The organism is Pseudomonas sp. WPR_5_2, from assembly GCF_003634475.1.
Taxonomy (GTDB): Bacteria; Pseudomonadota; Gammaproteobacteria; order Pseudomonadales; family Pseudomonadaceae; genus Aquipseudomonas; species Aquipseudomonas izuensis.
The window spans coordinates 509599-536026 of record NZ_RBLA01000005.1 but is presented as its reverse complement, the minus strand read 5'-3'; the positions used below and the strand labels follow the sequence as shown (position 1 = coordinate 536026).

25 protein-coding genes are annotated in these 26428 nt (G+C 58.9%); 10 read left to right on the top strand and 15 right to left on the bottom strand.

The window, feature by feature from the left end; genetic code table 11:
- Positions 1-66 precede the first annotated feature (66 nt).
- Positions 67-963 (bottom strand): GTP cyclohydrolase FolE2, encoded by an 897-nt coding sequence (folE2, locus tag BJ917_RS20935; protein ID WP_121104344.1) that lies wholly within the window; start codon positions 961-963, stop codon positions 67-69.
- 128 nt (positions 964-1091) lie between these two features.
- Positions 1092-1469 (bottom strand): glutamine synthetase, encoded by a 378-nt coding sequence (locus BJ917_RS20930; RefSeq protein ID WP_096514152.1) that lies wholly within the window; start codon positions 1467-1469, stop codon positions 1092-1094.
- Positions 1470-1612: 143 nt separating this feature from the next.
- Between BJ917_RS20930 and zigA the strand changes: the two genes are divergently transcribed.
- On the top strand, positions 1613-2818 hold the full coding sequence (gene zigA / locus BJ917_RS20925) for a zinc metallochaperone GTPase ZigA (RefSeq protein ID WP_121104342.1): 1206 nt from the start codon (positions 1613-1615) through the stop codon (positions 2816-2818).
- 24 nt (positions 2819-2842) lie between these two features.
- Here zigA and BJ917_RS20920 read toward each other — a convergent pair whose 3' ends face one another.
- Positions 2843-3199 (bottom strand): NADH:ubiquinone oxidoreductase, encoded by a 357-nt coding sequence (locus BJ917_RS20920; protein WP_121104340.1) that lies wholly within the window; start codon positions 3197-3199, stop codon positions 2843-2845.
- Between the two features lie 26 nt (positions 3200-3225).
- Between BJ917_RS20920 and BJ917_RS20915 the strand changes: the two genes are divergently transcribed.
- Positions 3226-4197 (top strand): GTP-binding protein, encoded by a 972-nt coding sequence (locus BJ917_RS20915; RefSeq protein WP_121104339.1) that lies wholly within the window; start codon positions 3226-3228, stop codon positions 4195-4197.
- 147 nt (positions 4198-4344) lie between these two features.
- Here BJ917_RS20915 and BJ917_RS20910 read toward each other — a convergent pair whose 3' ends face one another.
- Positions 4345-4758 carry a DUF3301 domain-containing protein gene (locus BJ917_RS20910; RefSeq protein WP_096514156.1) on the bottom strand — a complete coding sequence of 138 codons (414 nt, stop codon included), beginning with the start codon at positions 4756-4758 and terminating at the stop codon, positions 4345-4347.
- Between the two features lie 119 nt (positions 4759-4877).
- Here BJ917_RS20910 and pdxY point away from each other — a divergent pair, with 119 nt between their 5' ends.
- On the top strand, positions 4878-5750 hold the full coding sequence (gene pdxY, locus BJ917_RS20905; RefSeq protein WP_096514157.1) for a pyridoxal kinase PdxY: 873 nt from the start codon (positions 4878-4880) through the stop codon (positions 5748-5750).
- A gap of 115 nt (positions 5751-5865) precedes the next feature.
- Here pdxY and BJ917_RS20900 read toward each other — a convergent pair whose 3' ends face one another.
- Positions 5866-6348, bottom strand: a complete 483-nt coding sequence (locus tag BJ917_RS20900) for an acyl-CoA thioesterase (protein ID WP_096514158.1) — start codon at positions 6346-6348, stop codon at positions 5866-5868.
- 286 nt (positions 6349-6634) lie between these two features.
- Here BJ917_RS20900 and BJ917_RS20895 point away from each other — a divergent pair, with 286 nt between their 5' ends.
- Positions 6635-8398 (top strand): cation:proton antiporter, encoded by a 1764-nt coding sequence (locus BJ917_RS20895; protein ID WP_121104337.1) that lies wholly within the window; start codon positions 6635-6637, stop codon positions 8396-8398.
- Between the two features lie 21 nt (positions 8399-8419).
- Here the strand turns inward: BJ917_RS20895 and BJ917_RS20890 are convergent, their stop codons facing one another.
- From BJ917_RS20890 to uvrD, 4 genes are all read right to left on the bottom strand, one after another.
- Positions 8420-8827, bottom strand: coding sequence for an SMI1/KNR4 family protein (locus BJ917_RS20890; RefSeq protein WP_096514160.1), 408 nt, complete (start codon positions 8825-8827; stop codon positions 8420-8422).
- A 134-nt stretch (positions 8828-8961) separates the two neighbouring features.
- Complete coding sequence (locus tag BJ917_RS20885) at positions 8962-9840, bottom strand: Tim44 domain-containing protein (protein WP_096514161.1); 879 nt, start codon at positions 9838-9840, stop codon at positions 8962-8964.
- A gap of 179 nt (positions 9841-10019) precedes the next feature.
- Positions 10020-10460 (bottom strand): EamA family transporter, encoded by a 441-nt coding sequence (locus BJ917_RS20880; protein ID WP_096514162.1) that lies wholly within the window; start codon positions 10458-10460, stop codon positions 10020-10022.
- Positions 10461-10584: 124 nt separating this feature from the next.
- Positions 10585-12768 (bottom strand): DNA helicase II, encoded by a 2184-nt coding sequence (gene uvrD, locus BJ917_RS20875; RefSeq protein WP_096514163.1) that lies wholly within the window; start codon positions 12766-12768, stop codon positions 10585-10587.
- Positions 12769-13026: 258 nt separating this feature from the next.
- On the opposite strand from uvrD, the gene BJ917_RS20870 reads away from it, so the two are divergent.
- Positions 13027-15888: an EAL domain-containing protein gene (locus BJ917_RS20870; RefSeq protein ID WP_121104335.1), complete on the top strand. Its 2862-nt coding sequence runs from the start codon at positions 13027-13029 to the stop codon at positions 15886-15888.
- A gap of 63 nt (positions 15889-15951) precedes the next feature.
- Here BJ917_RS20870 and BJ917_RS20865 read toward each other — a convergent pair whose 3' ends face one another.
- Together BJ917_RS20865 and BJ917_RS20860 are read right to left on the bottom strand one after the other, a co-directional pair.
- On the bottom strand, positions 15952-16254 hold the full coding sequence (locus tag BJ917_RS20865; RefSeq protein WP_121104333.1) for a hypothetical protein: 303 nt from the start codon (positions 16252-16254) through the stop codon (positions 15952-15954).
- 229 nt (positions 16255-16483) lie between these two features.
- Entirely contained in the window at positions 16484-16798 is a 315-nt protein-coding gene (locus tag BJ917_RS20860; RefSeq protein WP_121104331.1) for a hypothetical protein, read from the bottom strand.
- Positions 16799-17148: 350 nt separating this feature from the next.
- On the opposite strand from BJ917_RS20860, the gene hexR reads away from it, so the two are divergent.
- Both hexR and BJ917_RS20850 read left to right on the top strand, forming a co-directional pair.
- Positions 17149-18015 (top strand): transcriptional regulator HexR, encoded by an 867-nt coding sequence (gene hexR, locus BJ917_RS20855; protein ID WP_007927594.1) that lies wholly within the window; start codon positions 17149-17151, stop codon positions 18013-18015.
- 201 nt (positions 18016-18216) lie between these two features.
- Positions 18217-18429 (top strand): PA3496 family putative envelope integrity protein, encoded by a 213-nt coding sequence (locus tag BJ917_RS20850; protein ID WP_121104329.1) that lies wholly within the window; start codon positions 18217-18219, stop codon positions 18427-18429.
- Here BJ917_RS20850 and BJ917_RS20845 read toward each other — a convergent pair.
- Positions 18371-19333, bottom strand: a complete 963-nt coding sequence (locus BJ917_RS20845; RefSeq protein WP_096514168.1) for a LysR family transcriptional regulator — start codon at positions 19331-19333, stop codon at positions 18371-18373. The genes BJ917_RS20850 and BJ917_RS20845 overlap by 59 nt on opposite strands.
- Positions 19334-19523: 190 nt before the next feature.
- Between BJ917_RS20845 and BJ917_RS20840 the strand changes: the two genes are divergently transcribed.
- Positions 19524-20939, top strand: a complete 1416-nt coding sequence (locus BJ917_RS20840; protein WP_096514169.1) for an acetyl-CoA carboxylase biotin carboxylase subunit — start codon at positions 19524-19526, stop codon at positions 20937-20939.
- A gap of 11 nt (positions 20940-20950) precedes the next feature.
- Positions 20951-22759, top strand: coding sequence for a sodium-extruding oxaloacetate decarboxylase subunit alpha (oadA, locus tag BJ917_RS20835; RefSeq protein ID WP_121104327.1), 1809 nt, complete (start codon positions 20951-20953; stop codon positions 22757-22759).
- Between the two features lie 259 nt (positions 22760-23018).
- On the opposite strand, the gene BJ917_RS20830 is transcribed toward oadA, so the two are convergent.
- Genes BJ917_RS20830 through BJ917_RS20820 form a run of 3 tightly spaced genes read right to left on the bottom strand, consistent with a single transcriptional unit; the run spans position 23019 to position 24787 of the window.
- Positions 23019-23690, bottom strand: a complete 672-nt coding sequence (locus BJ917_RS20830) for a GNAT family N-acetyltransferase (RefSeq protein WP_096514171.1) — start codon at positions 23688-23690, stop codon at positions 23019-23021.
- Between the two features lie 17 nt (positions 23691-23707).
- Entirely contained in the window at positions 23708-24154 is a 447-nt protein-coding gene (locus BJ917_RS20825) for a GNAT family N-acetyltransferase (RefSeq protein WP_121104325.1), read from the bottom strand.
- 9 nt (positions 24155-24163) lie between these two features.
- On the bottom strand, positions 24164-24787 hold the full coding sequence (locus BJ917_RS20820; RefSeq protein ID WP_096514173.1) for an FMN-binding negative transcriptional regulator: 624 nt from the start codon (positions 24785-24787) through the stop codon (positions 24164-24166).
- Between the two features lie 92 nt (positions 24788-24879).
- Here BJ917_RS20820 and BJ917_RS20815 point away from each other — a divergent pair, with 92 nt between their 5' ends.
- Positions 24880-26421, top strand: a complete 1542-nt coding sequence (locus BJ917_RS20815) for a PLP-dependent aminotransferase family protein (RefSeq protein ID WP_121104323.1) — start codon at positions 24880-24882, stop codon at positions 26419-26421.
- The last annotated feature ends 7 nt before the right edge of the window (positions 26422-26428 follow it).

The window sequence follows — 26428 nt, the reverse complement described above, 5'->3', positions numbered from 1 at the left end:
CCTTTGTCGTGCCGCATCCGGGGGATCGGCACGGCGACGTCGGTGGCCGTAACGCCCGACAACGGATCATGCGGCCTCCCAGTTCCAGCGACTTTCGGCGACGGCGTCATGGGCGTGGAGGCTTTCGGCATGAACGACACGTATGTGAAAACCGTTGATGCCGTGGGAGCGTTTCAGGGCCAGGTTCAAGCGTCGTGCGGCGTCTTCGCAGAACATCAGGTTCTGGCCATTGGCCAATGCGAAGGCTTGTTCGTCAGCGCGTTTCACCGCCGTTTGCACCGCAGTACCGAGGGCGGCTTCGGCGTCATTGATCAGAGCGATCAGCGGCAGGGCATCCAGATAGTCATCCAGGCTCAGGCGTAACTGCGCGGTGCTGCGCTGACTGTGCGGTGTCGCAACGATGCCTCTGGAGGAGCCGAGCCAGGCCAACACGTCGGCGTGCTGGAGAGTTCTGTTGGCGAAATCATCGACAAATTGCTGTTGGATCAGTTGTCGTGAAAGCGCCGCTGAACAGGGGCACGTAGAGGAATAAGACATCTCTGTTTTTAGTTCCACGTGGAACATCGCGTTTTTCAAACTGGCCTCGATGCTGACGGGATAGGTTTTCCAGCCGGCCAAGGGACTGATCATTGCGGGTCTTTTCAGCAGAAAATCCGTGTGAATGTTCAGGTACGCGTTGTTTGACAGCCCCTCATGGCTGCTCAGGAAACTCAACAGAACTCGCCGGAGCAGATCGGGCGAAAGGGGCTGCTGCTCGAGTAATTCCAACGCCAGATAGAGTCGCGACATATGAATACCGCGTGCCTCGCCGTTATCGAGACTTACCCCGGCGTCGACTGTTGCAGTCAGTCGTGTGCTGTCAAACAAAACAGGAAGAGCAATGCCGCACATGCCAACCCACTCCAGTGGCAAGGCTTGGCTTGAGGCCTGCGAGGCAACATCCGGCAGAGTCAGCGCATTCATGAGCAGGTCCATCGAGGGAGTTGATTTAAGATGTTATACTATAACAATAAAATCAACGACGCTTTTTTCTTGAGCAGGCTTTAATCAGCCAGGGTGCGGTCCTTCTTTAGTTGATCTGGCCAGCGGGGTTAACAGCCGGCAATCCGGTTACAGGTAAATTTGCCGCTACTGCCACCGGAGCTGGAAAACCGATTGATCGTGGTCCAGCCAACGCGCCGGTTGTAACCGACCCACGCTTCACCGTCAGAGGCGATTCCGGTGAAAAACGTCAGTTGGCCATAGCGGCTGTTGGTCTGTGCCCAGAAACGCTTTCCAGCTGCTTCGAAGCCTCGCAAATACATCGTGCTGCCCGCGGTATTGACGCTGTAGGCATTGCCTTCGCCATCCACGCAGGCCAGCAGGTTGGCGCTGCGGGTGCAATTGGCCAGAGTCGGGATCTGCGCGCTGGCATCCACTGCAACCAGCAGTGAAACGCCCAGTAGCACGAATTTCAGGGGATAACGCATAGCATTTCTCACCAACAGGAGACGGCTTCCAGCATCGTTCCCTTTGTCGTTGTGGGCAACAGGGAGTGGCGTGGTTGTATTGTTATACTATAACATCTAATCAAGCCCGACGATTTGACCGGGCACCCTGTGAGGAATATCTGATGCCCAATCGTCTCCCCGTTACCGTTCTGTCGGGCTTTTTAGGGGCTGGAAAGAGTACACTTTTGAATTACGTACTACGTAATAGAAGTAATCTGCGGGTCGCTGTCATCGTCAACGATATGAGTGAAATCAACATCGACGGCAGCGAAGTCCAACGCGATGTCAGCCTCAATCGTGCAGAAGAAAAACTCGTGGAAATGAGCAACGGCTGCATTTGCTGCACCCTGCGCGAAGATCTGCTGGAGGAGGTGAGTCAGCTCGCCCGGGACGGTCGTTTTGATTATCTATTGATCGAATCCACGGGTATTTCCGAGCCACTGCCCGTGGCGGAAACCTTCACTTTCCGCGATGAAAACGGCCAGAGCCTCAGCGACATCGCCAGGCTCGACACCCTGGTGACGGTGGTCGATGGCGTGAATTTCCTGCTCGATTATCAGGCCGCCGAAAGCCTTGCTTCCCGAGGCGAAACCCTGGGCGAAGAGGATGAGCGCTCAATTACCGATCTGTTGATCGAGCAGATCGAATTCGCCGACGTGATCCTGATCAGCAAAATCGATTTGATCAGCAGCCGTGAACGCCAGGAGCTGATGGCAATCCTCGAACGACTCAATGCACAGGCTGAAATCATCCCGATGGTCATGGGTGAGGTGCCACTGGAGAAAATTCTCAATACCGGCCGCTTCAACTTCGAGAAAGCTGCGCAGGCGCCGGGATGGTTGCAGGAGCTGCGCGGCGAACACATACCGGAAACCGAGGAGTACGGCATTGCTTCCGGCGCCTATCGCGCGCGTCGTCCCTTTCATCCTCAGCGCTTCTTCAGCTTCATCGACCGCCCTTGGCTCAATGGCAAGTTGCTGCGTTCCAAAGGCTTTTTCTGGCTGGCGAGCAAACACATGGACGCCGGTAGCTGGTCCCAGGCCGGTGGGTTGATGCGGCATGGGTATGCCGGGCGCTGGTGGCGTTTTGTGCCGAAGAATCAGTGGCCGCAAGACGAAGAAAGCACCGCCTTCATCATGAAAAACTGGGCCGCCGTCACCGGTGACTGCCGTCAAGAACTGGTGTTCATCGGCCAGAACATCGATTTTGCGCAACTCACTGCCGAGCTCGACGATTGCTTGCTGACCGATGATGAAATGGCGATGGGTGAAGAGGGCTGGCAATGGCTGCCGGATCCGTTCGGCCCGTGGTTTGATGAGGCCGCCTGACACATCACTGGCTGACTTTGCGGTTCAAGGCTTGAGCCAGGTTCCCTGGCTCTGGGCTTCGCAAAACGGCTTCAGATACGCCGTATCCGTGGCTACGCCATAATAGTGAATATCTTGCCGGTAAGGCATATTGGCAACCTGGGCGTTGCTGCACACGCCGAATGCCCCGCCGGGGCATTGATCGACGTATTGCACCTCGACTTTCTGCCCGGCCAGGTTTGGCTGGCAGAAACCATCGGCGAACAATTTTTCCGGGATGTTGCGATTCTGCTGACAGACTTTCACGTCAAGCCGCTCCGCCTGGCTATGGACGACGCAGGCTTGGGCCAGCGCCTCGCCGCAAACAAGCGCTAGCAGTAACGACAATCCCATCCACCGCATCTTTATCTCCTCAGAAATCCTCGATCATGTTGCAGAACATTCCCACCCATGTCATTGCCGGTCCGTTGGGGGCGGGCAAGACCAGCCTGATCAAGCACCTGCTGGCGCAACGCCCGGACGGTGAGCGCTGGGCGGTATTGATCAACGAGTTCGGCCAAATCGGCCTGGACGCTGCGCTGCTCACCCGCGATGCCGATGGTATCGCACTGGGGGAAGTGGCCGGGGGGTGTTTGTGTTGCGTCAACGGCGCGCCGTTTCAGATCGGGCTTGGCCGATTGCTGCGCAAGGCGCGGCCGGACCGCCTGTTCATCGAGCCGTCCGGGCTGGGGCATCCGGTGCAGTTGCTCAGGCAATTGAGTGAAGCGCCCTGGCAAGGTGTACTAAGCGTACTGCCTTGTGTACTGGTGCTGGACGCTCAGGCGCTCGCGGCCGGCAAGACGCTGCCGCAGGCACAACAGGAAGCATTGAATGGTGCCGGACTGCTGTTGCTGAACAAATCGGAAAACCTCAAGGAGGCCGATCGCCAGCGCCTCGCCATGCAGCTACCGGAGCGTCCGTTGTATTGGACGCAACAAGCGACGCTACCATTGAGCGAATTACCCGGTTTGGCCGCGCGGGGCGTGGCGGGTGTGGATAACCTGGTCGTGCCCAAGGGACTGGCACAGGTCCCGGCAATCTGGACTGATCCGACACAGCCGATCTGCTTGAGTCAGGAACAGCAGGGCGGCTGGAGCATTGGCTGGCGCTGGCATCCGAGCCAGGTATTCGATGCGACGCTTGTTGCCCGATGGCTTGGAAGTCTTGCCTGGCTGCGGGCGAAACTGGTTATCCACAGTGTCGATGGGTGGATATCGGCGAATGCAGTGGATAACTCGAGGGTTGAATGGCAGCCGAGTGAGTGGCGGCAGGATTCGCGGCTTGAACTGATTTTCAGTGAGCCGCAGGAGGTTGATTCACTGCGTAACGGTTTGGCGGGATGCAGGGTTCAGTCGAGTTAGCGGGTTTGCGTGTTGATGCTGAAGGCCTCTTCGCAAGCAAGCCCGCTCCCACAGTGGATCCCCTGTGAACACAAAATGTGTGCCCGACAGGGGTTAAGTGCGGGAGCGGGCTTACCCACGAATGGATTTAACGGATGACCTCCATTGTCATGGCCGCCACTTGTTATGTTCCTGCCGCCAATGGCTCAGCTCGATCACATTGGCGCTTGGCTTGACCACATCGGCGACGGGAGGTGTTTCGTCGAACGGCATCGGGTAGGGCGCCAGCTCGATCTGCGCACTGTGGGGGCCGAACTGGGTGATGGTGCCGTTATGCCGGGTTTCGCCGGTCACGGTGAATTCGAAGTCATACACACGGGCCAGGCGCCGCCGACCGCTGGCATCCTTGATGAATGCGATTTTTTTCAGCGCCACGTTACCATCCAGCAGCTCGATTCCGAGGTTGCTGCAATGCTGCTTGACCCGCTCCAGCGCACGTTCACGCAATCCGTGGTTGTGCCACAGCCAGGCGCCAGCAGTGGCCAGCAGCATCAGCACGAATATATTTCCAAGGGTCAGCATCGACAGGGCGCTCCAACTAGAGAGTGTCAGCTTAACTGCGTCGCCGGTCTGTCGTACAGGCTGTGTTTAGTCGCATACTGCGCTGCTTGAATTTCAATCGTTTTACGGAAACTCACCGCATGAAACGTACGCCCCATTTGCTCGCTATCCAGTCCCACGTGGTGTTTGGTCACGCTGGCAACAGTGCCGCAGTTTTCCCGATGCAGCGGGTCGGTGTGAATGTCTGGCCGCTCAACACCGTGCAGTTCTCCAACCATACCCAATACGGCCAATGGGCCGGCGACGTGCTGGCCCCGCACCAGATTCCTGACCTGGTGGAAGGCATCGCGGCCATTGGCGAGCTGGGCAATTGCGATGCGGTGTTGTCGGGCTACCTCGGTAGCGCGGCCCAGGGTCGTGCCATCCTCACGGGTGTGGCGCGGATCAAGTCGATGAACCCCAAGGCGTTGTACCTGTGTGACCCGGTAATGGGCCATCCGGAAAAGGGCTGCAGCGTACCGGCGGAAGTCAGCGATTTCCTGCTGGAGGAGGCCGCCGCGGTGGCCGACTTCATGTGCCCGAATCAATTGGAGCTCGACAGTTTCTCCGGGCGCAAGCCACAGTCACTGTTCGATTGCCTGGCAATGGCGCGGGCGCTCTTGGCGCGCGGGCCAAAAGCGGTGCTAGTCAAACATCTGGACTACCCGGGTAAAACACCGGACGTCTTCGAAATGCTGCTGGTGACAGCCGAAGGCAGCTGGCATCTGCAACGTCCACTGCTGGCGTTTCCGCGTCAGCCGGTGGGCGTTGGTGACCTGACTTCTGGATTGTTTCTCGCGCGCGTGCTGCTGGGGGACAGCCTGGTGGCCGCTTTTGAATTCGCGGCGTCGGCGGTGCATGAGGTGTTGCTGGAAACCCAGGCCTGCGCCAGCTACGAGCTGGAACTGGTGCGGGCGCAGGACCGGATTGCCCATCCGCGGGTGCGGTTCGAAGCGACCTCGATCAGCCTCTAAAAGCTTCGCGGGCAAGCCTCGCTCCTGCAATGTTGAGTCGTTCGCATGTCTGGTGTGCGACCCGCTAATGCAGGAGCGAGGCTTGCCCGCGAAAGCGATCTAACGATCGAACGCGTCAGGCATCGCCCTTGATTTCCTGATACCGCTTTTCCAGCTCCTGGCGAATCTGACGACGCTGCTGGGCCTGGATGTAGCGGCGTTTGCTTTCGCTGTTGTCCGGTTGCAGAGGTGGCACCGGGGCGGGTTTACGCTGGTCATCCACCGCGACCATGGTGAAGAAGCAACTATTGGTGTGGCGCACCGAGCGCTCACGGATGTTCTCGGTCACCACCTTGATGCCCACCTCCATCGAGGTATTCCCGGTGTAGTTGACCGAAGCCAGAAAGGTCACCAGTTCGCCGACATGGATCGGCTCACGGAAAATCACCTGGTCTACCGACAGGGTCACCACGTAGCGGCCGGCATAGCGGCTGGCGCAGGCGTAGGCGACTTCGTCGAGGTACTTGAGCAGGGTACCGCCGTGAACATTGCCAGAGAAGTTGGCCATGTCGGGGGTCATCAATACCGTCATCGACAGCTGGGCGTTTCCGGGTTCCATAGCATTCTCACGGATCAAGGCAAGGTTTGAGGGACGCACCTCTGCGGGTGCCCGCGTGGTTTTTTCAAACCAACAGTTATCGGGACGCCAGGCGGGGAGCCGCCGTCACGCCGGATCGATCTGTTTCCATATATTGCACCGCCTTTCTGCTGGAAGTCGCGGTGTTACCCTGCAAAAGCCCATCCCAAAGGGAAAACTCCTGCGCGGAAAGCGGATTTTTTACTCTGTTCGAACGGACGTTTTCCGCGTCTGCGATTGTGCGAAGCCACCCAAGGAGCGACATACCATGCATGCCATCAGTTTTATTCAGGATCTGGCAGTGATCATGTTGGTCGCAGGTGTGGTGACCGTGCTTTTCCACCGCTTCAAACAGCCGGTGGTGCTGGGCTACATCGTCGCCGGCTTTATCATCGGCCCGCACACCCCGCCGTTCGGCCTGATTCACGACGAAGAGACCATCAAGACCCTGGCGGAGCTCGGGGTGATTTTCCTGATGTTCTGCCTGGGCCTGGAGTTCAGCCTGCGCAAACTGTTCAAGGTCGGCGCCACGGCGTTTATCGCGGCGTTCCTGGAAATCGTGCTGATGATCTGGATCGGCTACGAAATCGGCCGCTGGTTCGACTGGAACACCATGGACTCGCTGTTCCTCGGCGCGATCCTGGCGATTTCCTCGACCACCATCATCGTCAAGGCACTCAACGATCTGAAGATGAAGAACCAGCGCTTTGCCCAGCTGATTTTTGGTGTGTTGATCGTTGAAGACATCCTGGGCATCGGCATCATCGCCTTGCTGTCGAGCATTGCGGTCAGTGGCACGGTCAGCTCAGGCGAAGTGTTTTCCACCGTCGGCAAGCTCTCGCTGTTCATGATCGTCGCGCTGGTGATCGGCATTTTGCTGGTGCCGCGATTGCTGGCCTATGTGGCCAGGTTCGAAAGCAACGAAATGTTGCTGATTACGGTGCTGGGGCTCTGTTTTGGCTTCTGTCTGCTGGTGGTCAAGCTCGAATACAGTATGGTGCTCGGCGCATTCCTGATTGGCGCCATCATGGCCGAATCCCGGCAGTTGCTTAAGATCGAGCGCCTGATCGAGCCGGTTCGCGATTTGTTCAGCGCCATTTTCTTCGTGGCGATCGGCTTGATGCTCGACCCGATGATCCTGTTGCAATACGCCTGGCCAATCGCAGTGATCACGGTAGCGGTGGTGCTCGGCAAGATGTTGTCTTGCGGTCTCGGTGCCTTTATCGCCGGCAATGATGGACGCACCTCGCTGCGCGTCGGGATGGGGCTTTCGCAGATTGGCGAATTTTCCTTCATCATCGCCTCGCTGGGCATGACCCTGCAGGTTACCAGTAACTTCCTTTACCCGGTGGCCGTGGCGGTTTCGGTGCTCACCACGTTGCTGACACCCTATTTGATCCGCGCGGCGGACCCATTGTCGATCAAGTTGGCTGCGGTGATGCCGCAGCGACTGGGCCGGGTGTTGGGGATGTATGGCGAATGGCTGCGCAGCATCCAGCCGCAGGGCGAAGGCGCATTGCTGGCCTCGATGATTCGACGGATTTTGCTGCAAGTAGGGGTCAACCTGGCATTGGTGATCGCCATCTTCTTCGCGGGTGCTTACTTCGCCGAACGCTTGTCCGCTTACCTGCAAGGCTGGATCAGTGACCCGAGTTGGCAGAAAGCCTTGATCTGGGGCGCGGCGCTGTTGCTCTCGCTTCCGTTCTTGATTGCTGCGTATCGCAAGCTCAAGGCGCTGTCGATGCTGCTGGCGGAAATGGGGGTCAAGCCGCAGATGGCCGGGCGCCACACGCAACGAGTGCGCCGGGTGATCTCCGAAGTGATCCCGATCCTCTCGCTGCTGGTGATTTTCCTGCTATTGGCAGCCTTGTCGGCCAGTATTCTGCCGACCAACAAGTTGCTGGTGCTGATCGCCGTGGTGGCGGCCGCCGTGGCTGCGCTGTTGTGGCGCTGGTTTATCCGCGTCCACACGCGCATGCAGGTGGCGTTGCTGGATACCCTGGACAATCACAAGGATTCGCCAGGGCACTGACCCGGTGGGTCGTCAGTTGACTCAGCTTTCCAGCCAGACGTCCCGCGCCCAGTGCCACACCGACTCCCAGGTTTCTTCGGTGACCAGTTCTTCCTCGGCGGACCACAACACCACGGTGCCGTCTTCTTCGACGCAATAGTAGTTGTCACCGTCCTGGCAGATCGGGATCAGGCTGCGGTCGACACCGGCGTCCCAGGCGTTGGCGGCAACGTCCGGCAGGTAGGTGTGGGATTGCGGGTCGGTAACTGTCACCGGCTCCAGACTGCCGTAGACCACGTCGCTGACGGTCAGCAAAAACTCTCTGAAGACGAAGGGGATGTCGATGAACAGTTGCTCTTCGATTTCGACCAGCAGATCTTCGTCGGGCAACTCCAAGGGGACCGGTACCGGTTCGTTGGCTTCACGCAGTTGTTCGATGATTTCTTCCACGTCCGGGATCCTCTTGCTTGAATGGCGCGGTTTATATGGGGCGGTTTATACAGTAGCTTGCTATAGATGCAACCGCGAAATAGAAAACCCCGGCAAGCCGGGGTTTTTTATAACGAATCGTGCGTGGAGGGTGATTAGCCGTTCTGGCGGATACCTGCCACCAGCCAAGGCTGGTTTTCGCCCTGGGCACGTTCCATGTTCCAGCTTTCACTGAACACTTCGCCCTGGTCGAAACGCGAGGTTTTCGACACGCCGCTGAAGGTCAGGGTGGCGATGGTCTTGTCGGCGCGATCATCCACACCGTCCAGCTGCACATTGAGGTTATCAATGTAGGTGGACTGGAAGCCGTCGCCCAGATCGGCACGTTCGCGCTTGAGGAATTCCAGCATTTGCGGAGTGACGAACTCGGCAATCTTGTCCATTTCGTTGGCGTCCCAGTGTTGTTGCAGGGACTGGAAGTGATTGCGTGCCGCTTCGACGAAGTTACTTTCGTTGAACCAGGCTGGCGCATTGATCACCGGACGGGCGGCAACGGGTGCAGCCGAACCGCCGAAAATCGAACCGCCGGCAGGCTTTTGTTCGAACGCTTCACGCTGCATCGGTGCGTGGCCAGCCGGGGCATATTGCTCCTGATGCTTGCGACGACGGGCGGCGATGAAGCGGAAGATCAGGAACGCGATGACGGCCATGATCAGGATGTCGAAGATCTGCATGCCCTGGAAGCCGCCACCCATGAACATGGATGCCAGCAGGCCACCGGCGGCGATGCCGGCCAGAGGGCCGAGCCAGCGCGAAGCACCGCCGGCCTTGGCAGCGGCGCCAGCGGCACCGGCAGCACCAGCGGTCGCCGCAGCGCCGCCCATGCCTGGAGAAGATGGAGCCATCTGGCTGGTCTGGTGAGTCGGCGCAGCGCCTGCGCTTTTGCCACCACCGAAGCGCTTGGCGGCATTGACGTCGAGACTCATCGTCAGGCCGATGCACAACGCCATGGCGATGCTAAGAAAACGTTTCATAAAGGGAATTCCCATTTGTGGAAGGCACGCGCGCCATGTTGCACAGCTGAAGTGTTACTGGCTAGCGGCAGAGTGTTTCGGGCTTTTGCCTGACAGGTTCGGTTCAGCTTCGGTCAGCGCAATAAGGCTTGTTCACTTTGGTCTGTAGGATAAGTGGGTAAGTTCTGTAGGAGGGATACCTAGCGTCGCAGCGCCAGCATCACCACCCCGGCCGTGATCAGACCGATCCCGCCCCATTGGCGCAGGTCGAGTTTTTCACCCAGCAGGAACACGCCGAGCATAGCCACCAGTACCACGCTGAGTTTATCCACTGGAGCGACCAGGGACGCAGGGCCGACTTTAAGGGCGCGGAAGTAGCAAATCCACGATGCGCCGGTGGCCAGCCCAGATAACAGCAGGAACAGATAGCTTTTGGCAGAGATCGATCCTAATGCTTGATATTGGCCCGTGGCGTACAAAATCAAGGCCAGGCTGACCAGGACCACTACCGTTCGCAGCAGGGTGGCGAAATCCGAATTGACGTTTTCGACACCAATCTTCGCGAAAATAGCGGTCAACGCCGCGAATGCAGCTGACAACAGGGCCCAGAATGTCCAGGAAGAGAAAAAGCCCGAGCCCATGATTTTTCCTTAATTAAGACGAACCTGTGGGAGCGAGCTTGCTCGCGATAGCCACGCCACGGTTTCCAGATAGACCGGGGCGCTTTCATTCGCGAGCAGGCTCGCTCCCACAGAAGCACCCCTGTTAGATCGCTTCCAGCTTCGCATACCCCAGCATCAACCACTTGCTGCCTTCGCTGAAGTTCACCTGAACCCGCGCCTGTGCGCCGGCGCCTTCGAAGTTCAGGATCACACCCTCGCCAAACACCGAATGCCGTACCGCCTGACCGAGACTGAAACCGGTCTGCGGGATTTCGCTGCCGCTGAATAGGTTGCTGCCACTCATCGACTGGTTGCCACCGAACGGACGACTGACGCTGTTGGAAAGCCGCACTTCCTGGATCAGACCTTTCGGCACTTCGCGTACGAAGCGCGACACCTTGTTGTAGGTCTCGCTGCCGTACAGGCGTCGGGTTTCAGCATAGGTCATCACCAGGTTTTGCATGGCACGGGTGACGCCGACATAAGCCAGACGACGCTCTTCCTCAAGGCGTCCGGGTTCTTCCAGGCTCATCTTGTGCGGGAACAGGCCTTCTTCCATGCCCACCAGGAACACATAAGGGAATTCCAGGCCTTTGGCGCTGTGCAGGGTCATCAGCTGAATGCTGTCTTCGTGTTCGTCGGCCTGGGTATCCCCAGCCTCCAGCGACGCGTGACCGAGGAACGCCGCCAATGGCGTCAAGTCCTCGTCTTCTTCAGTGTTTTCGAAGTTGCGCGCGGCGCTGACCAGTTCCTCAAGGTTTTCTACCCGGGCCTGGCCTTTCTCGCCTTTTTCCGCTTGGTGGTAGGCAATAAGCCCTGACTGCTCGATGACCGTCTGGGTCATCAGGTGCAGCGGCATTTCCATGCACTTGGCCGCGAGGTTCTCGATCAGTTCGATGAATGCGCCGAGTGCACCGGCCGCGCGACCGGTCAGGCCCTTGTTGGCCACCAGTTGGCGCATCGCTTCCCACATCGACACATCGCTGTGGCGCGCATGGTCGCGAATCGCCTCAACGGTTTTTTCGCCGATGCCGCGGGCGGGTACGTTGATCACCCGTTCCAGCGCGGCATCGTTGCCACGGCCTTCAAGCAAACGCATATAAGCCATGGCGTTCTTGATTTCTGCCCGTTCGAAGAAGCGCTGACCGCCATAGATGCGGTACGGAATGCGCTCACGCAACAAGGCTTCTTCCAAAACGCGCGATTGGGCGTTGGAGCGATACAGAATCGCAATATCGCTACGAGCCAGGCCGGTTTTCAGCGCGCTTTCGATAGTTTCGACAACGTAGCGGGCTTCGTCGTGTTCGTTGAACGCAGCGTACAGGTTGATCGCTTCGCCTTCGCCGCCATCGGTCCACAGCTCCTTGCCCAAGCGCCCGGTGTTGTTGGCGATCAAGGCGTTGGCGGCCTTGAGGATGCCCGCGGTGGAGCGATAGTTCTGCTCCAGGCGAATGGTTTCGGCATCCGGGAAGTCTTCGGAATACTGGTAGATGTTCTCGATTTTTGCGCCACGCCAGCCGTAGATCGACTGATCGTCATCGCCCACCACCATCAGGCTGTCGCCACCCTTGGCCAGCAGGCGTAACCACGCGTACTGCACGGCGTTGGTGTCCTGGAACTCGTCCACCAGAATGTGCCGGAAACGTTTCTGATAATGCGCCAGTAGTCCTGGATGATCGCGCCACAGGTCGAGGGCGCGTAGCAGCAATTCGGAGAAATCGATGACGCCGGCGCGCAGGCAGGCGGCCTCGTAGGCTTCATAGATGCTGCGCATGGTCGCCAGAAACAGATCGCCGCTGGCTTGAATGTGTTGCGGGCGCAGACCTTCGTCTTTCTGCCCGTTGATGAACCACTGGGCCTGGCGGGCCGGCCAGCGTTGTTCGTCCAGGCCCAGCTCGCGGATCACCCGCTTGACCAGCCGTTGCTGGTCATCGCTGTCGAGAATCTGGAAGGTCTGGCTCAGCCCGGCTTCCTGCCAGTGCGCCCGCAACAAGCGGTGCGCCAGGCCGTGGAAGGTGCCGACCCACATGCCGGCCGGGTTGATACCCATCAGCTGCTCGATGCGATGGCGCATTTCGGCAGCCGCCTTGTTGGTGAACGTCACCGACAGGATGGAGTGGGGCGACGCGTTTTCGACCTGGATCAACCAGGCGATACGGTGCACCAGCACTCGGGTTTTACCGGAACCAGCTCCGGCCAGGACCAACTGACGACCCACGGAGGCTGCTACAGCCTGGCGTTGGGCATCGTTGAGGGAGTTCAGCAGAAGGGAGAGATCATCGCGCATCGGGGCATTCTAGGGGGCCGCGCCACACCGGGCAAACCCCCCTTTGCTTTAGCCGATGAAAGATGCGCGCGGGACGACCGGTCAGTCATCGTCTGCAAGCGTTGGCCGCTCTAGTCTGGCGGCTGTAAGGTCGAGTCGGGTGCCCCATGCTTTTGCCTGTTTTTTGATCTGAAGCAGTTTGGTCCGGGCACTGGCTTGTGTATGCTCCGTCGACGTTTCGGGCTCATGCTCACCATTATAAGAACAAGAACATCGCCTATGACCCTCAGCTCCGACCTGTCGGGCCCCACTGTGGAGCCCCGGGTTATCCGTAAGCAATACGCCATGGAAATGGCGGTCGAACGCACACGCCTGCTGTATCAGGGCTCATTGCTGCCCACACTGTTCATGCTGATCAACGGTCTGGTCTGCGCCGGCTTGCTATGGAGTCCGCAGCGCTACTTCCTGGTCACCGTCTGGCTGGTCTGGCTGCTGTCGCTGGTGGCGTTGCGAGTGATACAGGTTGCAGCCTTCGATTCGGCGATTCCCAACCGTCAGGCCCATCCGATCTGGCGGCGCATGTTTTTGCTGGGCTCTGGCCTCACCGGCCTGACGCTGGCCGGCGCCGGTATCGCCCTGGTTCCCGCCGACAATTTCATTCAGCAAGCCTGGGTTTTCGGTCTGATCGGCGCGGCGGCACTGTCGGCCAGCGTGGCCTACGCCGTCAGCCTGCCGGGGTTTCTGTCGTTCACTTTGCCCTGTCTGTTGCCGGCCATTGCCTACATGTTCTGGGGGGAGGAACAGGGGTGGGGCTGGTTTGGCCTGATCCTGCTGGGTGCATTGAGTGTGGTCGCCTGGCAGGTCAATCGGCTGATCGACAGTGGCTTGTTGCGACGTTTCCAGAATCAGGCGCTGATCGAGCATCTGCAGCAGGCGCAAAACCGCAGCGATCAGCTCAATAAAGAGCTGGCCAGGGAAATCGACCAGCGCCGGCGTGCCGAAGACGAGTTACGTGAAATCCAGGTCGATCTGGAAAGCCGCGTCGCCCAGCGCAGCCTGGAGCTGGACGCCGCCAACCACGCGCTGAGCAAGAGCGAGGCGCGTTTGGCGCTGGCCTTGAAGGCCAGTGAGCTGGGGCTGTGGGACTGGAACCTGCAAACCGACGAAGTCCATCACACACACATTCAGGAGCTATTCGGCCTGGAGCCGGAATACGTGACCGCGATGTTGCGCCACCTCAAGCCACGCCTGCATCCCGAGGATCTTCCTGCCCTTCGAAGGGCACTGGTCGAGCACTTGAAGGGCCGCACCGAGGATTACCAGATCGAGTACCGCGTGCGACACGCTGCCGGTCACTGGGTCTGGATCGAGGACCGCGGACGGGCGGTCGAGCGTGCCGAAAACGGCCGGGTGATACGCATGGTCGGCACTCGCCGCGACATCAGCGTGAGCAAGGCACTTGAAGAGCAGCAGCAATTGGCGGCGATGGTGTTCGAGGCGGCCAGTGAAGGCATTGTGATTCTTGATCCTAATTACGCCTTGATCGCAATCAATCAGGCCTTCAGCCGCGTGACCGGTTATGAGATCGAGGACATGCTCGGTCGCAACGTCGTTGAATTGCCATGCAGCCGCGACGCTCGCCGTCATTACGCCGCGATTCACCAAGCGCTGGAACAGCACGGCAGCTGGCAGGGCGAACTGGTGGAAACCCGCAAGAACGGCGAGATGTACCCGCAATGGCTGCAGCTGAATACCGTACGAGATACACGGGGGCATGTGAGCCATATTGTCGGTTTCTTCGCGGATCTTTCGGCTCGCCGTGAATCCGAAGAGCGCATGCGCTACTTGACCCATTACGACGAACTCACCGGCCTGGCCAACCGCTCCATGTTCCGCGAACGGCTCAGCGAGGCGCATCAACGGGTGCGCCAGGGTGGCTATCGCAGCCTGGCGTTGCTGCACATCAATCTGGATCGCTTCAAGCAGCTCAACGACAGCCTGGGTCATGAAGTCGCCGATCAGTTGCTGCAGAAGATGGCCCGGCGCCTGGTAAACGCGTTGCCGGAAGCAGACACCATCGCACGCTTGTCCGGCGACGAGTTTGCCGTGCTGTTCAATTCCTACGGCAACCTGTCGAGCCTGGCGCGAGTGGCGACACGCTTGGCGAACAAGTTGCGGTTGCCGGTGACCGTCGAGGGGCACGAATTGGTGGTCAGTGCGTCGATGGGCATCAGTCTGTTGCCGGACAGCGCCCGGGAAATTTCCGCGTTGGTCAGCCAGTCGAACATGGCCATGCAACACGCCAAGCACCTGGGTGGTAACAACTTTCAGTTCTACACCGACAGCCTGCAAGCCAGCACGCTGGAGCGCTTGCAGCTGGAAAACCAACTGCGTAAAGCCGTTGAGGAGAAGCAGTTGAAGGTGTTTTACCAGCCGAAACTGTGCCTGACCACGGGCAAGCTGAATGCCGCCGAGGCCTTGGTACGTTGGGATCACCCGACCATGGGCCGCGTGCCGCCGGGAGACTTTATCGGCCTGGCCGAAGAAACCGGGCTGATCGGCCCCATCGGCGAATTCGTGCTGCGCCAGGCTTGCTGGCAAGCCTGTGAGTGGCAACGGTTGGGACTTGAGCCGATTCGGGTATCCGTTAATTTGTCGGTGCATCAGTTGCGCCAGGGCAAGCTGGTCAGTCTGGTGCGGCAGGTGTTGGAAGAGACCGGTCTGGCACCGCATTACCTGGAGCTGGAACTCACCGAAAGCCAGTTGCTGGACAGCGTCGAGCACATCATTGCGACCTTCCAGCAACTGCGCGATCTGGGCGTGAAACTGGCCATCGACGATTTCGGCACCGGCTATTCATCCCTGAGCTATCTCAAGCGCATTCCGGTGGATTACGTGAAGATCGATCAGGCGTTCATTCGCGGCCTGGGAGAGGGCACAGAGGATGCGGCGATTACCCGAGCAATCATTGCCATGGCACACGGATTGTCGTTGAAGGTAGTGGCTGAAGGAGTGGAGCGGCGCGAGCAGCTTGAATTCCTCAAGAATGAGCACTGCGATGAAGTGCAAGGGTATCTCATCAGTCGGCCGATAGAGGCGGATGGGCTGGCGGCGCTGCTAAGCGAGCAATGCATAAATTGAAGTGTTGGCTTCCCGTCGGGTTTTTCATGGAAGCCTGACGGGAAGTCACAAGGCACATGGTTTTTAATATGTGATCAGAATTTTATTGATGTGGTGAATTAGATTTCCTTCATAGAATATGCTAACGCCTGTAATGTTATGGTTGCCCATGGCTTTATATTCAATTGGCAAGTCACTTACGATATGCAGCGTATCTTCGTTTAAAAGGTCAATTTCAAGATCAAGACGAAGATCATAATTGCTGACTTGCCTTAGGCTGCGCACCAATTTTACTCTTGGGCCGGATATCGCTCCAGTGACGCGTAAATACGCGTTAGGTTCCCGTGTAGCGATTTGTGCTGTCCAGTCTTTGGTTGTGATGCTCATGATGTACAAAACCTTTAATTAGTTATTGATGCTTCCTGCCGAATCAATCTATCTGCGCTTAAGTTGCGCGGAAAGGTTAAGAAACGTTTCCGTAACTTTAATGTGATGATCATATTATGCGCCAAGCGCTTGGGCTGGCAGGCCTGCTGTGAGAACAATGTATGGGGCAACAGCTCGTCTCGCCGACCGTATTGAAGGTCGGCGGGAAGTTTGAAAGCTGATGTTGTTCTTAATGTGTAATCAGAACTTTATCGATGCGGTGAAGAAGTTCGCCATTGTAGAAAATGCTGACGCTGGGAACATTGGCGTCCCCCATGACTTTGTATTCAACACACTTATCGGTTTCAACTTGCAATGAAGCCTCGCTGGAGGTTTCAAGTTTAAGCTCCAGGCGTACATTGAAGGACTTGTCCTGAAGTTTCATGTATTCAAGTTTTGGGGTGATGCCGGTATGGGCAACGGTAACGGTGCCATTCACGCAAAAGGAAGGATTGCCCGGCATGCGGTCGATTTGCGCGGTCCAGTTTTTTGTTTTGAGGGTCATAGCATGTAACTCCTGTAATTAGTGAGTGTTGCTTCGTGCTGGGTCAATATATCCATCTCATATAAGGTGCGGATAATATTTTGAGTGTTAGTTTGTAAGGCTGTATGTTCAAGTAGAAGTAAATAGAATAGTTATGCTTGGAGAGTTAGTGGATATCTGTGAGGCTCTGAGCGCTTTGAAACAGAGGAGTGATGGTGGGATGGTGCCTCGGCACGAGAGCTACATGAGGTGCGGGCACCTGAAATCGAGGGATCTGGTTACGCATTGAGCAGGCAAAAAGCCGATTCATGTAGTATAACTACAAGCGTGCTACATCCCCGGCACCTGCCAATAACAAAGAGTCCATCCCTTTGAATCTGCTGCAACACATCGCCCAGTCTCGTCACCTGTTACGCAAGTCGGAGCTCAAGGTCGCCGATCACGTGCTGCTTGACCCCGCGGCCGTGATGCACAGCTCCATGGCCGACCTGGCCCATAGCGTCGGTATCAGCGAACCGACCATCGTGCGTTTTTGCCGCGCCATCGGTTGTTCCGGGTTCCAGGACCTGAAGTTGAAGCTGGCCCAGAGTCTGGCGGCAGGCGCAAGTTTCGGGCAGTTCGCGATCCATGAAGATGATTCGGTCGCCGACTACAGCCTGAAAATTTTCGACACCACCTTGCACACCCTGATGGAGGTTCGCGAGAAGCTCGATCCGGTGGAGTTGCAGCGCGCGGTAACGTTGATGTCCCAGGCCCAGCGCGTGGAGTTCTACGGTTTCGGGGCCTCGGGCGCGGTAGCAGCGGATGCGCAGCATAAGTTCTTCCGTTTGCTGCTGACCGCGGCGGCGTATTCCGACCCGCACATGCAGGCGATGTCGGCGGTGACCCTGAAGCCGACCGATGTGGCGATCTGCATTTCCCAGTCCGGGCGCTCCAAGGATCTGTTGATTACCGCCAACCTGGTGCGTGAAAGCGGCGCTTCGTTGATTACCCTGTGCCCAAGCCAGACGCCGTTGGCCGAGTTGTCTACCGTCAACCTGGCGATCGACGTGCATGAGGACACCGAAATTTATACGCCGCTGACCTCGCGGATCGCCCACCTGGTGGTGATCGATGTACTGGCGATGGGCGTGGCCATGGCGCGTGGACCGAGCCTGGTCAATCACCTCAAGAGTGTGAAGCGCAGCCTTCGCAGCTTGCGGTTGTCGCCCAAGTCGGTGAAAGCGCTGGACGACTGACGTCGTCCTCAGGTCGTTCCGACCTGAATCGCGAGCAGGCTCGCTCCCACAGGAAATCACGACCAACTGTAGGAGCGAGCCTGCTCGCGAAGGCATCATTCAATTCATCGCAACATTCATCAGCCTGTAACCCCCGAGCCGCCAAACCGTCATCCCTCGCGCCTATCTTGAAGCTCCCGTACTCGCCTTGGGAGACTCGAAATGGCCCAGCCCTACGAAGAACGCAACAGCGCCGTCAGAACCCGTCGTCAGCAGGAAGACCAGCGCCGTATGGAATTTCGCCGCGCTATCGAAGATCGCTGCGAACGCCGTCAGCTTCTTGCCGAAATCGGCGATTTTCCAGAAGAGTTCGAACTCAATTACTGGCAGGCAGCCTCGATGACTTCCCGTCGAAACGCTCAACCAGCCCGCTGATCTGCACCCGCTCGCTGCGCACAAACGCAAGGAATGCGTGAGCCACCGGTGACAGCCGTTTAGCCTTGGCCTGCACCAGGCACCAGCTGCGGTACAGCGGCAGTTCTTCGACCGGCAACTCGATCAGCCCGCCGGTCGCCAGCTCCAGGTTCAGGGCGTGGCGCGTCAACAGCGCAACGCCCAGGCCCGCCAGCACACATTCGCGCTGGGCTTCGGCTGACGACACTTCCTGAGTCTGGTTGAAGTGCACCCGCTTCTCCTTGAAATACTCTTCGCAAGCCAGGCGCGTACCGGAGCCGGGTTCGCGCAGCAGTAGCGTGTAGGGTTCAAGGTCTTGCAGGCGCAGCGGTCCCATATGGCACAGCGGATGATCGGGTGGCGCGACGGCGACAATCGGGTTGTTGAGGAATGGCAGGAACTCCAGGCCCATGTCTTGCGGCACCATGGACATGATCACCAGGTCATCCCGGTTGTCGGAGAGGCGCCGAATCACCTGCCCGCGATTGACCACCGTCAGTTGCAGGTTCACTTCCGGATGCTGGCGCTTGAACGCGGCAAACAGGTGGGGGACGAAGTACTTGGCACTGGACTCCACCGCCAGTTTCAACTGGCCCTGAAGTGAGCCCTGCATGTCGGAAAGCTGCATGTCGAGGTTTTCCAGGCGTCCGAAAATATCCCGGCTGGCGCGTTGCAGTGCTTCGGCCGCTTCCGTCATGTAGAGTTTTTTGCCGACGTAGTCGAACAAGGGTTGGCCAATCAGCTCTTCCAGTTGACGAATCTGTAGGCTGACGGCCGGTTGTGTGAGCGACATTTCGTCGGCTGCACGGCTGTAGGACCTCAAATCACAGACTTCATTGAAGATCTGCAGTTGACGCAATGTCATACGCATCAATGACTTACGCATTTTATGAGCACTCTCGCCACAGGCTGATGCGACAACTATAAGTCTTTACTTATGCGTGACCCAATTATTATTCATTTTTGTTAATCCCTTGCGGGCGCTAGTGTGGCTCTGCGACCAAATTGAAACATTTGGTCACGCGTCGACCTGGTCTAGCAGGTCGTGGGTACCACCGGCTCAAGGGAATTTCCAAGTGATAACAAAGATCCTGATCGCCAACCGTGGTGAGATTGCCGTACGAATCGTACGTGCCTGCGCCGAAATGGGCATTCGCTCGGTCGCGATCTATTCCGACGCCGACCGTCATGCCCTGCACGTGAAGCGTGCGGACGAGGCCCACAGCATTGGTGCCGAACCACTGGCCGGTTACCTGAACCCGCGCAAGCTGGTGAACCTGGCGGTGGAAACCGGTTGTGATGCCTTGCACCCCGGTTATGGTTTCCTCTCGGAGAACGCGGAACTGGCGGACATCTGCGCCGAGCGCGGTATCAAATTCATCGGTCCATCGGCTGAAGTCATTCGCCGCATGGGCGACAAGACCGAAGCGCGCCGCAGCATGATCAAGGCGGGCGTACCGGTTACTCCAGGCACCGAAGGCAACGTCTCGGGCATCGAAGAAGCCCTGACCGAAGGCGATCGCATCGGTTACCCGGTGATGCTCAAAGCCACTTCCGGTGGCGGCGGTCGCGGCATTCGTCGCTGCAACAGCCGTGAAGAACTTGAACAGGCTTTCCCGCGGGTGATCTCCGAAGCCACCAAGGCCTTCGGTTCCGCGGAAGTGTTCCTGGAAAAATGCATCGTCAATCCCAAGCACATCGAAGCGCAGATTCTTGGCGACAGCTTTGGCAACGTGGTGCACCTGTTCGAGCGTGACTGCTCGATCCAGCGCCGTAACCAGAAGCTGATCGAGATTGCCCCGAGCCCGCAGCTGACCCCGGAACAGCGCGCCTACATCGGCGACCTGTCGGTGCGAGCGGCCAAAGCCGTGGGTTACGAGAACGCCGGCACCGTGGAGTTCCTGCTCGCCGAGGGCGAGGTGTACTTCATGGAGATGAACACCCGGGTGCAGGTGGAACACACCATCACCGAAGAAATCACCGGCATCGACATTGTCCGCGAGCAGATCCGCATCGCCTCCGGTTTGCCGCTCTCGGTGAAACAGGAAGACATCCAGCACCGCGGTTTCGCGCTGCAATTCCGGATCAACGCCGAAGACCCGAAAAACAACTTTCTGCCGAGCTTCGGCAAGATCACCCGTTACTACGCACCCGGTGGTCCCGGCGTACGTACCGACACGGCGATCTACACCGGTTACACCATTCCGCCGTTCTACGATTCCATGTGCCTGAAACTGGTGGTGTGGGCGCTGACCTGGGAAGAGGCGATGGACCGTGGTTTGCGAGCCCTGGATGACATGCGTCTGCAAGGGGTCAAGACCACCGCCGCCTACTATCAGGAAATCCTGCGCAACCCGGAATTCCGTAGCGGCCAGTTCAACACCAGCTTCGTTGAAAGCCACCCTGAACTGACCAACTACTCGATCAAGCGCAAACCCGAAGAGCTGGCCCTGGCCATCGCCGCCGCCATCGCCGCCCACGCAGGCCTGTGAGGAATAGAACAATGAGCAAGAAGATTCATGTAACCGACACCATCCTGCGCGACGCCCACCAATCGCTGCTCGCGACCCGCATGCGCACCGAAGACATGCTGCCGATCTGCGACAAGCTCGACAAAGTCGGCTACTGGTCGCTGGAGTGCTGGGGCGGCGCGACGTTCGACGCCTGCGTACGCTTCCTGAAAGAAGACCCGTGGGAGCGCCTGCGCCAACTGCGCGCTGCGCTGCCTAATACCCGTCTGCAAATGCTGCTGCGCGGCCAGAACCTGCTGGGCTACCGCCATTACAGCGACGACGTGGTCAAGGCTTTCGTCGCCAAGGCTGCCGTCAACGGTATCGACGTGTTCCGCATTTTCGACGCCATGAACGACGTGCGTAACCTGCGCGTGGCCATCGAAGCGGTGAAAGCGGCGGGCAAGCACGCTCAAGGCACCATCGCCTACACCACCAGCCCGGTGCACACCATTGATGCATTCGTGGCCCAGGCCAAGCAAATGGAAGCCATGGGTTGCGACTCGGTGGCGATCAAGGACATGGCCGGTCTGCTGACCCCGTACGCCACTGGCGAACTGGTCCGGGCATTGAAAGCCGAGCAGTCGCTGCCCGTGTTTATCCACTCCCACGACACCGCTGGTCTGGCCGCGATGTGCCAACTCAAGGCCATCGAAAACGGTGCCGACCACATCGACACCGCCATCTCCAGCTTCGCATCGGGCACCAGCCACCCAGGCACCGAGTCGATGGTCGCGGCCCTTAAAGGCACCGAGTTCGACACCGGCCTGAACCTGGAACTGCTGCAGGAAATCGGCCTGTACTTCTACGCCGTGCGCAAGAAGTACCACCAGTTCGAAAGCGAGTTCACCGCAGTCGACACCCGCGTACAGGTCAACCAGGTTCCGGGCGGCATGATTTCCAACCTGGCCAACCAGCTCAAGGAGCAGGGCGCTCTGAACCGCATGGGCGAAGTGCTGGCCGAAATCCCTCGCGTTCGCGAAGACCTTGGCTTCCCGCCGCTGGTGACCCCGACCTCGCAGATCGTCGGTACCCAGGCGTTCTTCAACGTGCTGGCCGGCGAGCGCTACAAGACCATCACTAACGAAGTGAAGTTGTACCTGCAAGGCGGCTACGGCAAGGCGCCGGGTACTGTGAACGAGCAGCTGCGTCGCCAGGCCATTGGCAGCGAAGAAGTGATCGACGTCCGTCCGGCCGACCTGCTCAAGCCGGAAATGGCCAAGCTGCGCGCCGACGTGGGTGCCTTGGCCAAATCTGAAGAGGATGTGCTGACCTACGCCATGTTCCCGGACATCGGTCGCAAATTCCTCGAAGAACGCGCTGCGGGCACTCTGACACCGGAAGTGTTGTTGCCGATTCCTGAAGCCGGCGGTGTCGCCTCGGCAGGCGGCGAAGGCGTGCCGACCGAGTTCGTCATCGACGTTCACGGCGAAACCTACCGCGTCGACATCACCGGTGTCGGCGTCAAGTCTGAAGGCAAGCGCCACTTCTACCTATCCATCGACGGCATGCCGGAAGAAGTGGTGTTCGAACCGCTCAATGAATTCGTCAGCGGTGGCAGCAGCAAGCGCAAGCAGGCGACTGCACCGGGCCACGTCAGCACCACCATGCCGGGCAACATCGTCGATGTGCTGGTCAAGGAAGGCGATTCCGTCAAGGCGGGCCAGGCCGTGCTGATCACCGAAGCGATGAAGATGGAAACCGAAGTCCAGGCCGCCATCGCCGGTAAGGTCACCGCCATCCACGTAGCCAAGGGCGACCGGGTGAATCCGGGCGAAATCCTGATCGAGATCGAAGGCTGAGATAACAGCCTCGATACAACGCTTTAAACCTCGGGGGGGCATGTGCTCCCCTTTTTTTTGCTCCGAAAAAACGCCGAACCCATGTGGGAGCGAGCCTGCTCGCGATGACGGAGTGTCAGCCGATGCAGTTGGTGAATGGAATACCGCTTCGCGAGCTGGCTCGCTCACAAGGTTTCGGGGGAAGCACAGATTGTGTGAACACCAAAAAACCTGTGGGAGCGAGGCTTGCCCGCGAAAGCGTACGTCCAGGCGCTGCTGATCAGCTACGGCACTCCGCCAGCGTTTTCACCTGCCCCGACCCCGTCTGGTTCTCATCACTCAACCACTTCTCAAACCCCGCACCAATCGCCGGCCATTCCGAATCCAGAATCGAATACCACGCCGTATCCCGGTTCTGGCCCTTGACCACCATGTGCTGGCGGAACACGCCTTCGAAACTGAAGCCCAGACGTTCAGCCGCGTATTTGGAACGGGCGTTGCCGTTGTTGCACTTCCATTCCAGGCGACGGTAGCCGAGGGCGAAGGATTCCTTGGCCAGCAGGTAAATCGCCTCGGTGCTTTTCGGTGAGCGCTGCATCGGGGCGCCGAAGGTGACGTGGCCGATTTCGATGCGGCCCTGGGCCGGGACGATGGACATCAGGCTGAGGATGCCTTGCACGTCGCCAGTGACGCGGTCGATCACGCTGAAGAAGTAGGGGTCGCTGTTGGCGGCGTGGTTGTTCAGCCAGTCATTGAAGGCACTGCGTTCCGGAAACGGGCCGTATGGCAAGTAATCCCAGAGCTTCGGGTCGGCACCGGGGCCTTGCAAGGCTTTGAACAAGCCGTCGCCATGGCGCGCCGGGTCGAGTTTTTCCAGGCGGATGAAACGCCCTTCGAGGGTTTGAACCGTTGGCGCCGGAACACCTTTCCAGTCCGCGAGTGAAGTCGACATGTTGTTCTCCTTGAACCTTAGATGGCCTTGCGAAACTGGATGAAACCGGGACGTTCGGCGATGCGCTCGTAGAGCTGGATCGCGGTGGCGTTGGTTTCGTGGGTCAGCCAGTGGACCTTGTTGCAACCGTCAGCCTTGGCGGTGCTGTAGACGAATTCGATCAGCTTGCGGCCGACGCCGTTGCCGCGGGTTTCGGGCGCCACCAGCAAGTCTTGCAGGTAGCAGGAATTTTCGATGGCCCAGTTCGAACGATGGTAGATGAAATGCACCATGCCCACTGCATTGCCGTCGGCCCAGGCCAGCGCGGCGTGAGTCGGCTCGTGCGGGTCGAGCATGCGCTGCCAGGTACTGTCCGTCACAGCCTCGGGCAGTTCGGTGTTGTAGAAGCGCAGGTAAGCCTGCCACAGCGGCAGCCAGGCGGCGTGGTCGTCGGCGCTGACCGGGCGAATATCGATCTGACTCATGTTCATTCCTTAACGCATCAATTGGGCGAGGGCCTGGTCTTGCGCATCGGTGCTGGCGGCCAGCCCCTCGCGCACGCCAGCAATGTCGGCGGTACTGCGGTTCTGGCTGAGCTTGCGCTTGCCCTCCAGGCGTTCGATTGGCACGGCAAAACCGACGATGGCCTTGAGCATGCCGTCGATGTAGTCGGCGGGGGCATCGGCGACCTTCCAGGGCTGGGCACGGCCGCTCTCATGGCGATCGGTCAGGGTGCTGACGATGTCGAGCAGCCGTCCGCCATCGCTGAATGTTTCGGCACGGCCATAGGCGTGTACCGCGACGTAGTTCCAGGTCGGGACGACTTTGCCGTGCTCGGCTTTGCTCGGGTAAAAGCCCGGGCTGACGTAGGCATCGGCCCCGGAAAAAATCAGCAAGGCTTCGGCGCCGTCGCGCAAGTCTTTCCACTGCGGATTGGCCTTGGCCAGATGCCCGTACAGCGTGCCGTTCGGACCTTGTTCGCGATGAAGCAGCACGGGCACATGGCTGGCTTGCAAACCGTGTTCGCCGTGGGTGACCAAGATGGCGAGACGGGTGGCGAGGATCAGTTCGTGCAACTGGGACAACTCATCGATGGCAAAAGCGCGGGGCGTGTACATGGCGAGATTTTCCTTGGCGAATGCCTCCATCGTAGGCAGGCTATTGGTCTGTTGTAAGAGCCATTGACGACCAATTTCATAGGTCCATTGTCATGTCGGATTCGCCCACTCTGTCGATGCCATTCAACCCGGCCGGTATCGAGCTCGACCGCCGCAAAGGCTTGAGCCGCCAGCTTTATCAAGCATTACGCATGCGCGTACTCGATGGGCGACTTGCCAGCGGCACACGTTTGCCAGCCAGCCGGGATCTGGCGGCGGCGCTGACGATCTCCCGCAATAGTGTGGTGCGAGCCTACGATCAGCTCTATGCCGAAGGCTTCATTGAAGGGCGGGTCGGCGATGGCACTTATGTAGCGCAGTTACCTCAGGCAAAAAAAATATCCACAAAAGTATCCACAGGCTTTTCAACAGGCTTACCCACAACCTTATCCACAAAATCGGCTGACTTACCTGGTGTTTCATCCAGTAAAGTTATCCACAGCGGTGCGCTGCAGCGGTTGGAAAACAACCATTTGCCCCGCCCGCCGAGTGGGCCGCCGAGGGCTTTTCGAGTAGGCGTTCCGGCTTTCGACCTGTTTCCCTTTGACGTCTGGGCCAAGCTGAATGCGGCTTTCTGGCGCAAACCGGATTTACAGCAACTGTGCTACGGCGACCCTGCCGGCGATGCGCGTTTACGCAGTCTGATTGCTGCTTATTTGCGCAGCTCACGGGGCATGCAGTGCTCGGCTGAACAAATTGTGATCACCAGTGGTGCGCAGCAGGGGATTAGCCTTTGTGCACAGTTACTGGTGGAGCCAGGCGATGGCGTAGGCGTCGAAAATCCCGGATATCGTGCTGCCGGGCACGCGTTTGCTGTTGCTGGCGGGCGTTTGCATGGGGTGCCGGTAGATGCAGAAGGCATGGACTGCGCGGCGCTGGCCGCTTGCGGTGATTGCCGCGTGGCCTACGTCACACCGTCTCATCAATATCCAACCGGGGTGGTCATGAGCCTGGCCCGACGCCTGGAACTGTTGGCCTGGGCCGGACGTACCCAGGGTTGGATCGTCGAGGACGACTACGACGGCGAGTATCGTTACACCGGCGCGCCCTTGGCACCGTTGGCGGCACTCGATCAACAGGGGCGGGTGCTGTATGTCGGCACTTTCGGCAAAGTCGCTTTTCCGGCATTGCGCCTGGGGTATCTGGTATTGCCGCCGGGGCTGGTGGACGCGTTTTCGCAACGTCGGGCGGTGGATGTCCGGCATTCAGAAGTGAGCACCCAGGCGGTCATGGCCGAGTTCATGGCCGCCGGGCACTTTCAGCGGCACATCCGGCGGATGCGCCGGGCCGCCCTCAGCCGTCGCAATACGCTGCTCAGTGGCTGGCCGCAGGGGGTGGTCGGCGTCGGCAGCTTGCCTGCGGTCTCGGCCGGATTGCACCTGACAGTTGCGGTGGACAGTCAGGCCCGCGAGCAACAATTGATCGAGCAAGCTGCCCAGGTGGACGTTGAAATCAACGGCCTGAGCAGTTACTGGCTGCCGGACTCGACAGTTCCAATCGATCAGCGTGCCGGGCTGGTGCTGGGTTTCGCCGCGGTGCCAGAGCCGGCGATCGAGCTGGCACTGGCACGCTTGCGGGAAGTCTGGCGGGTGTGAGCGCCCC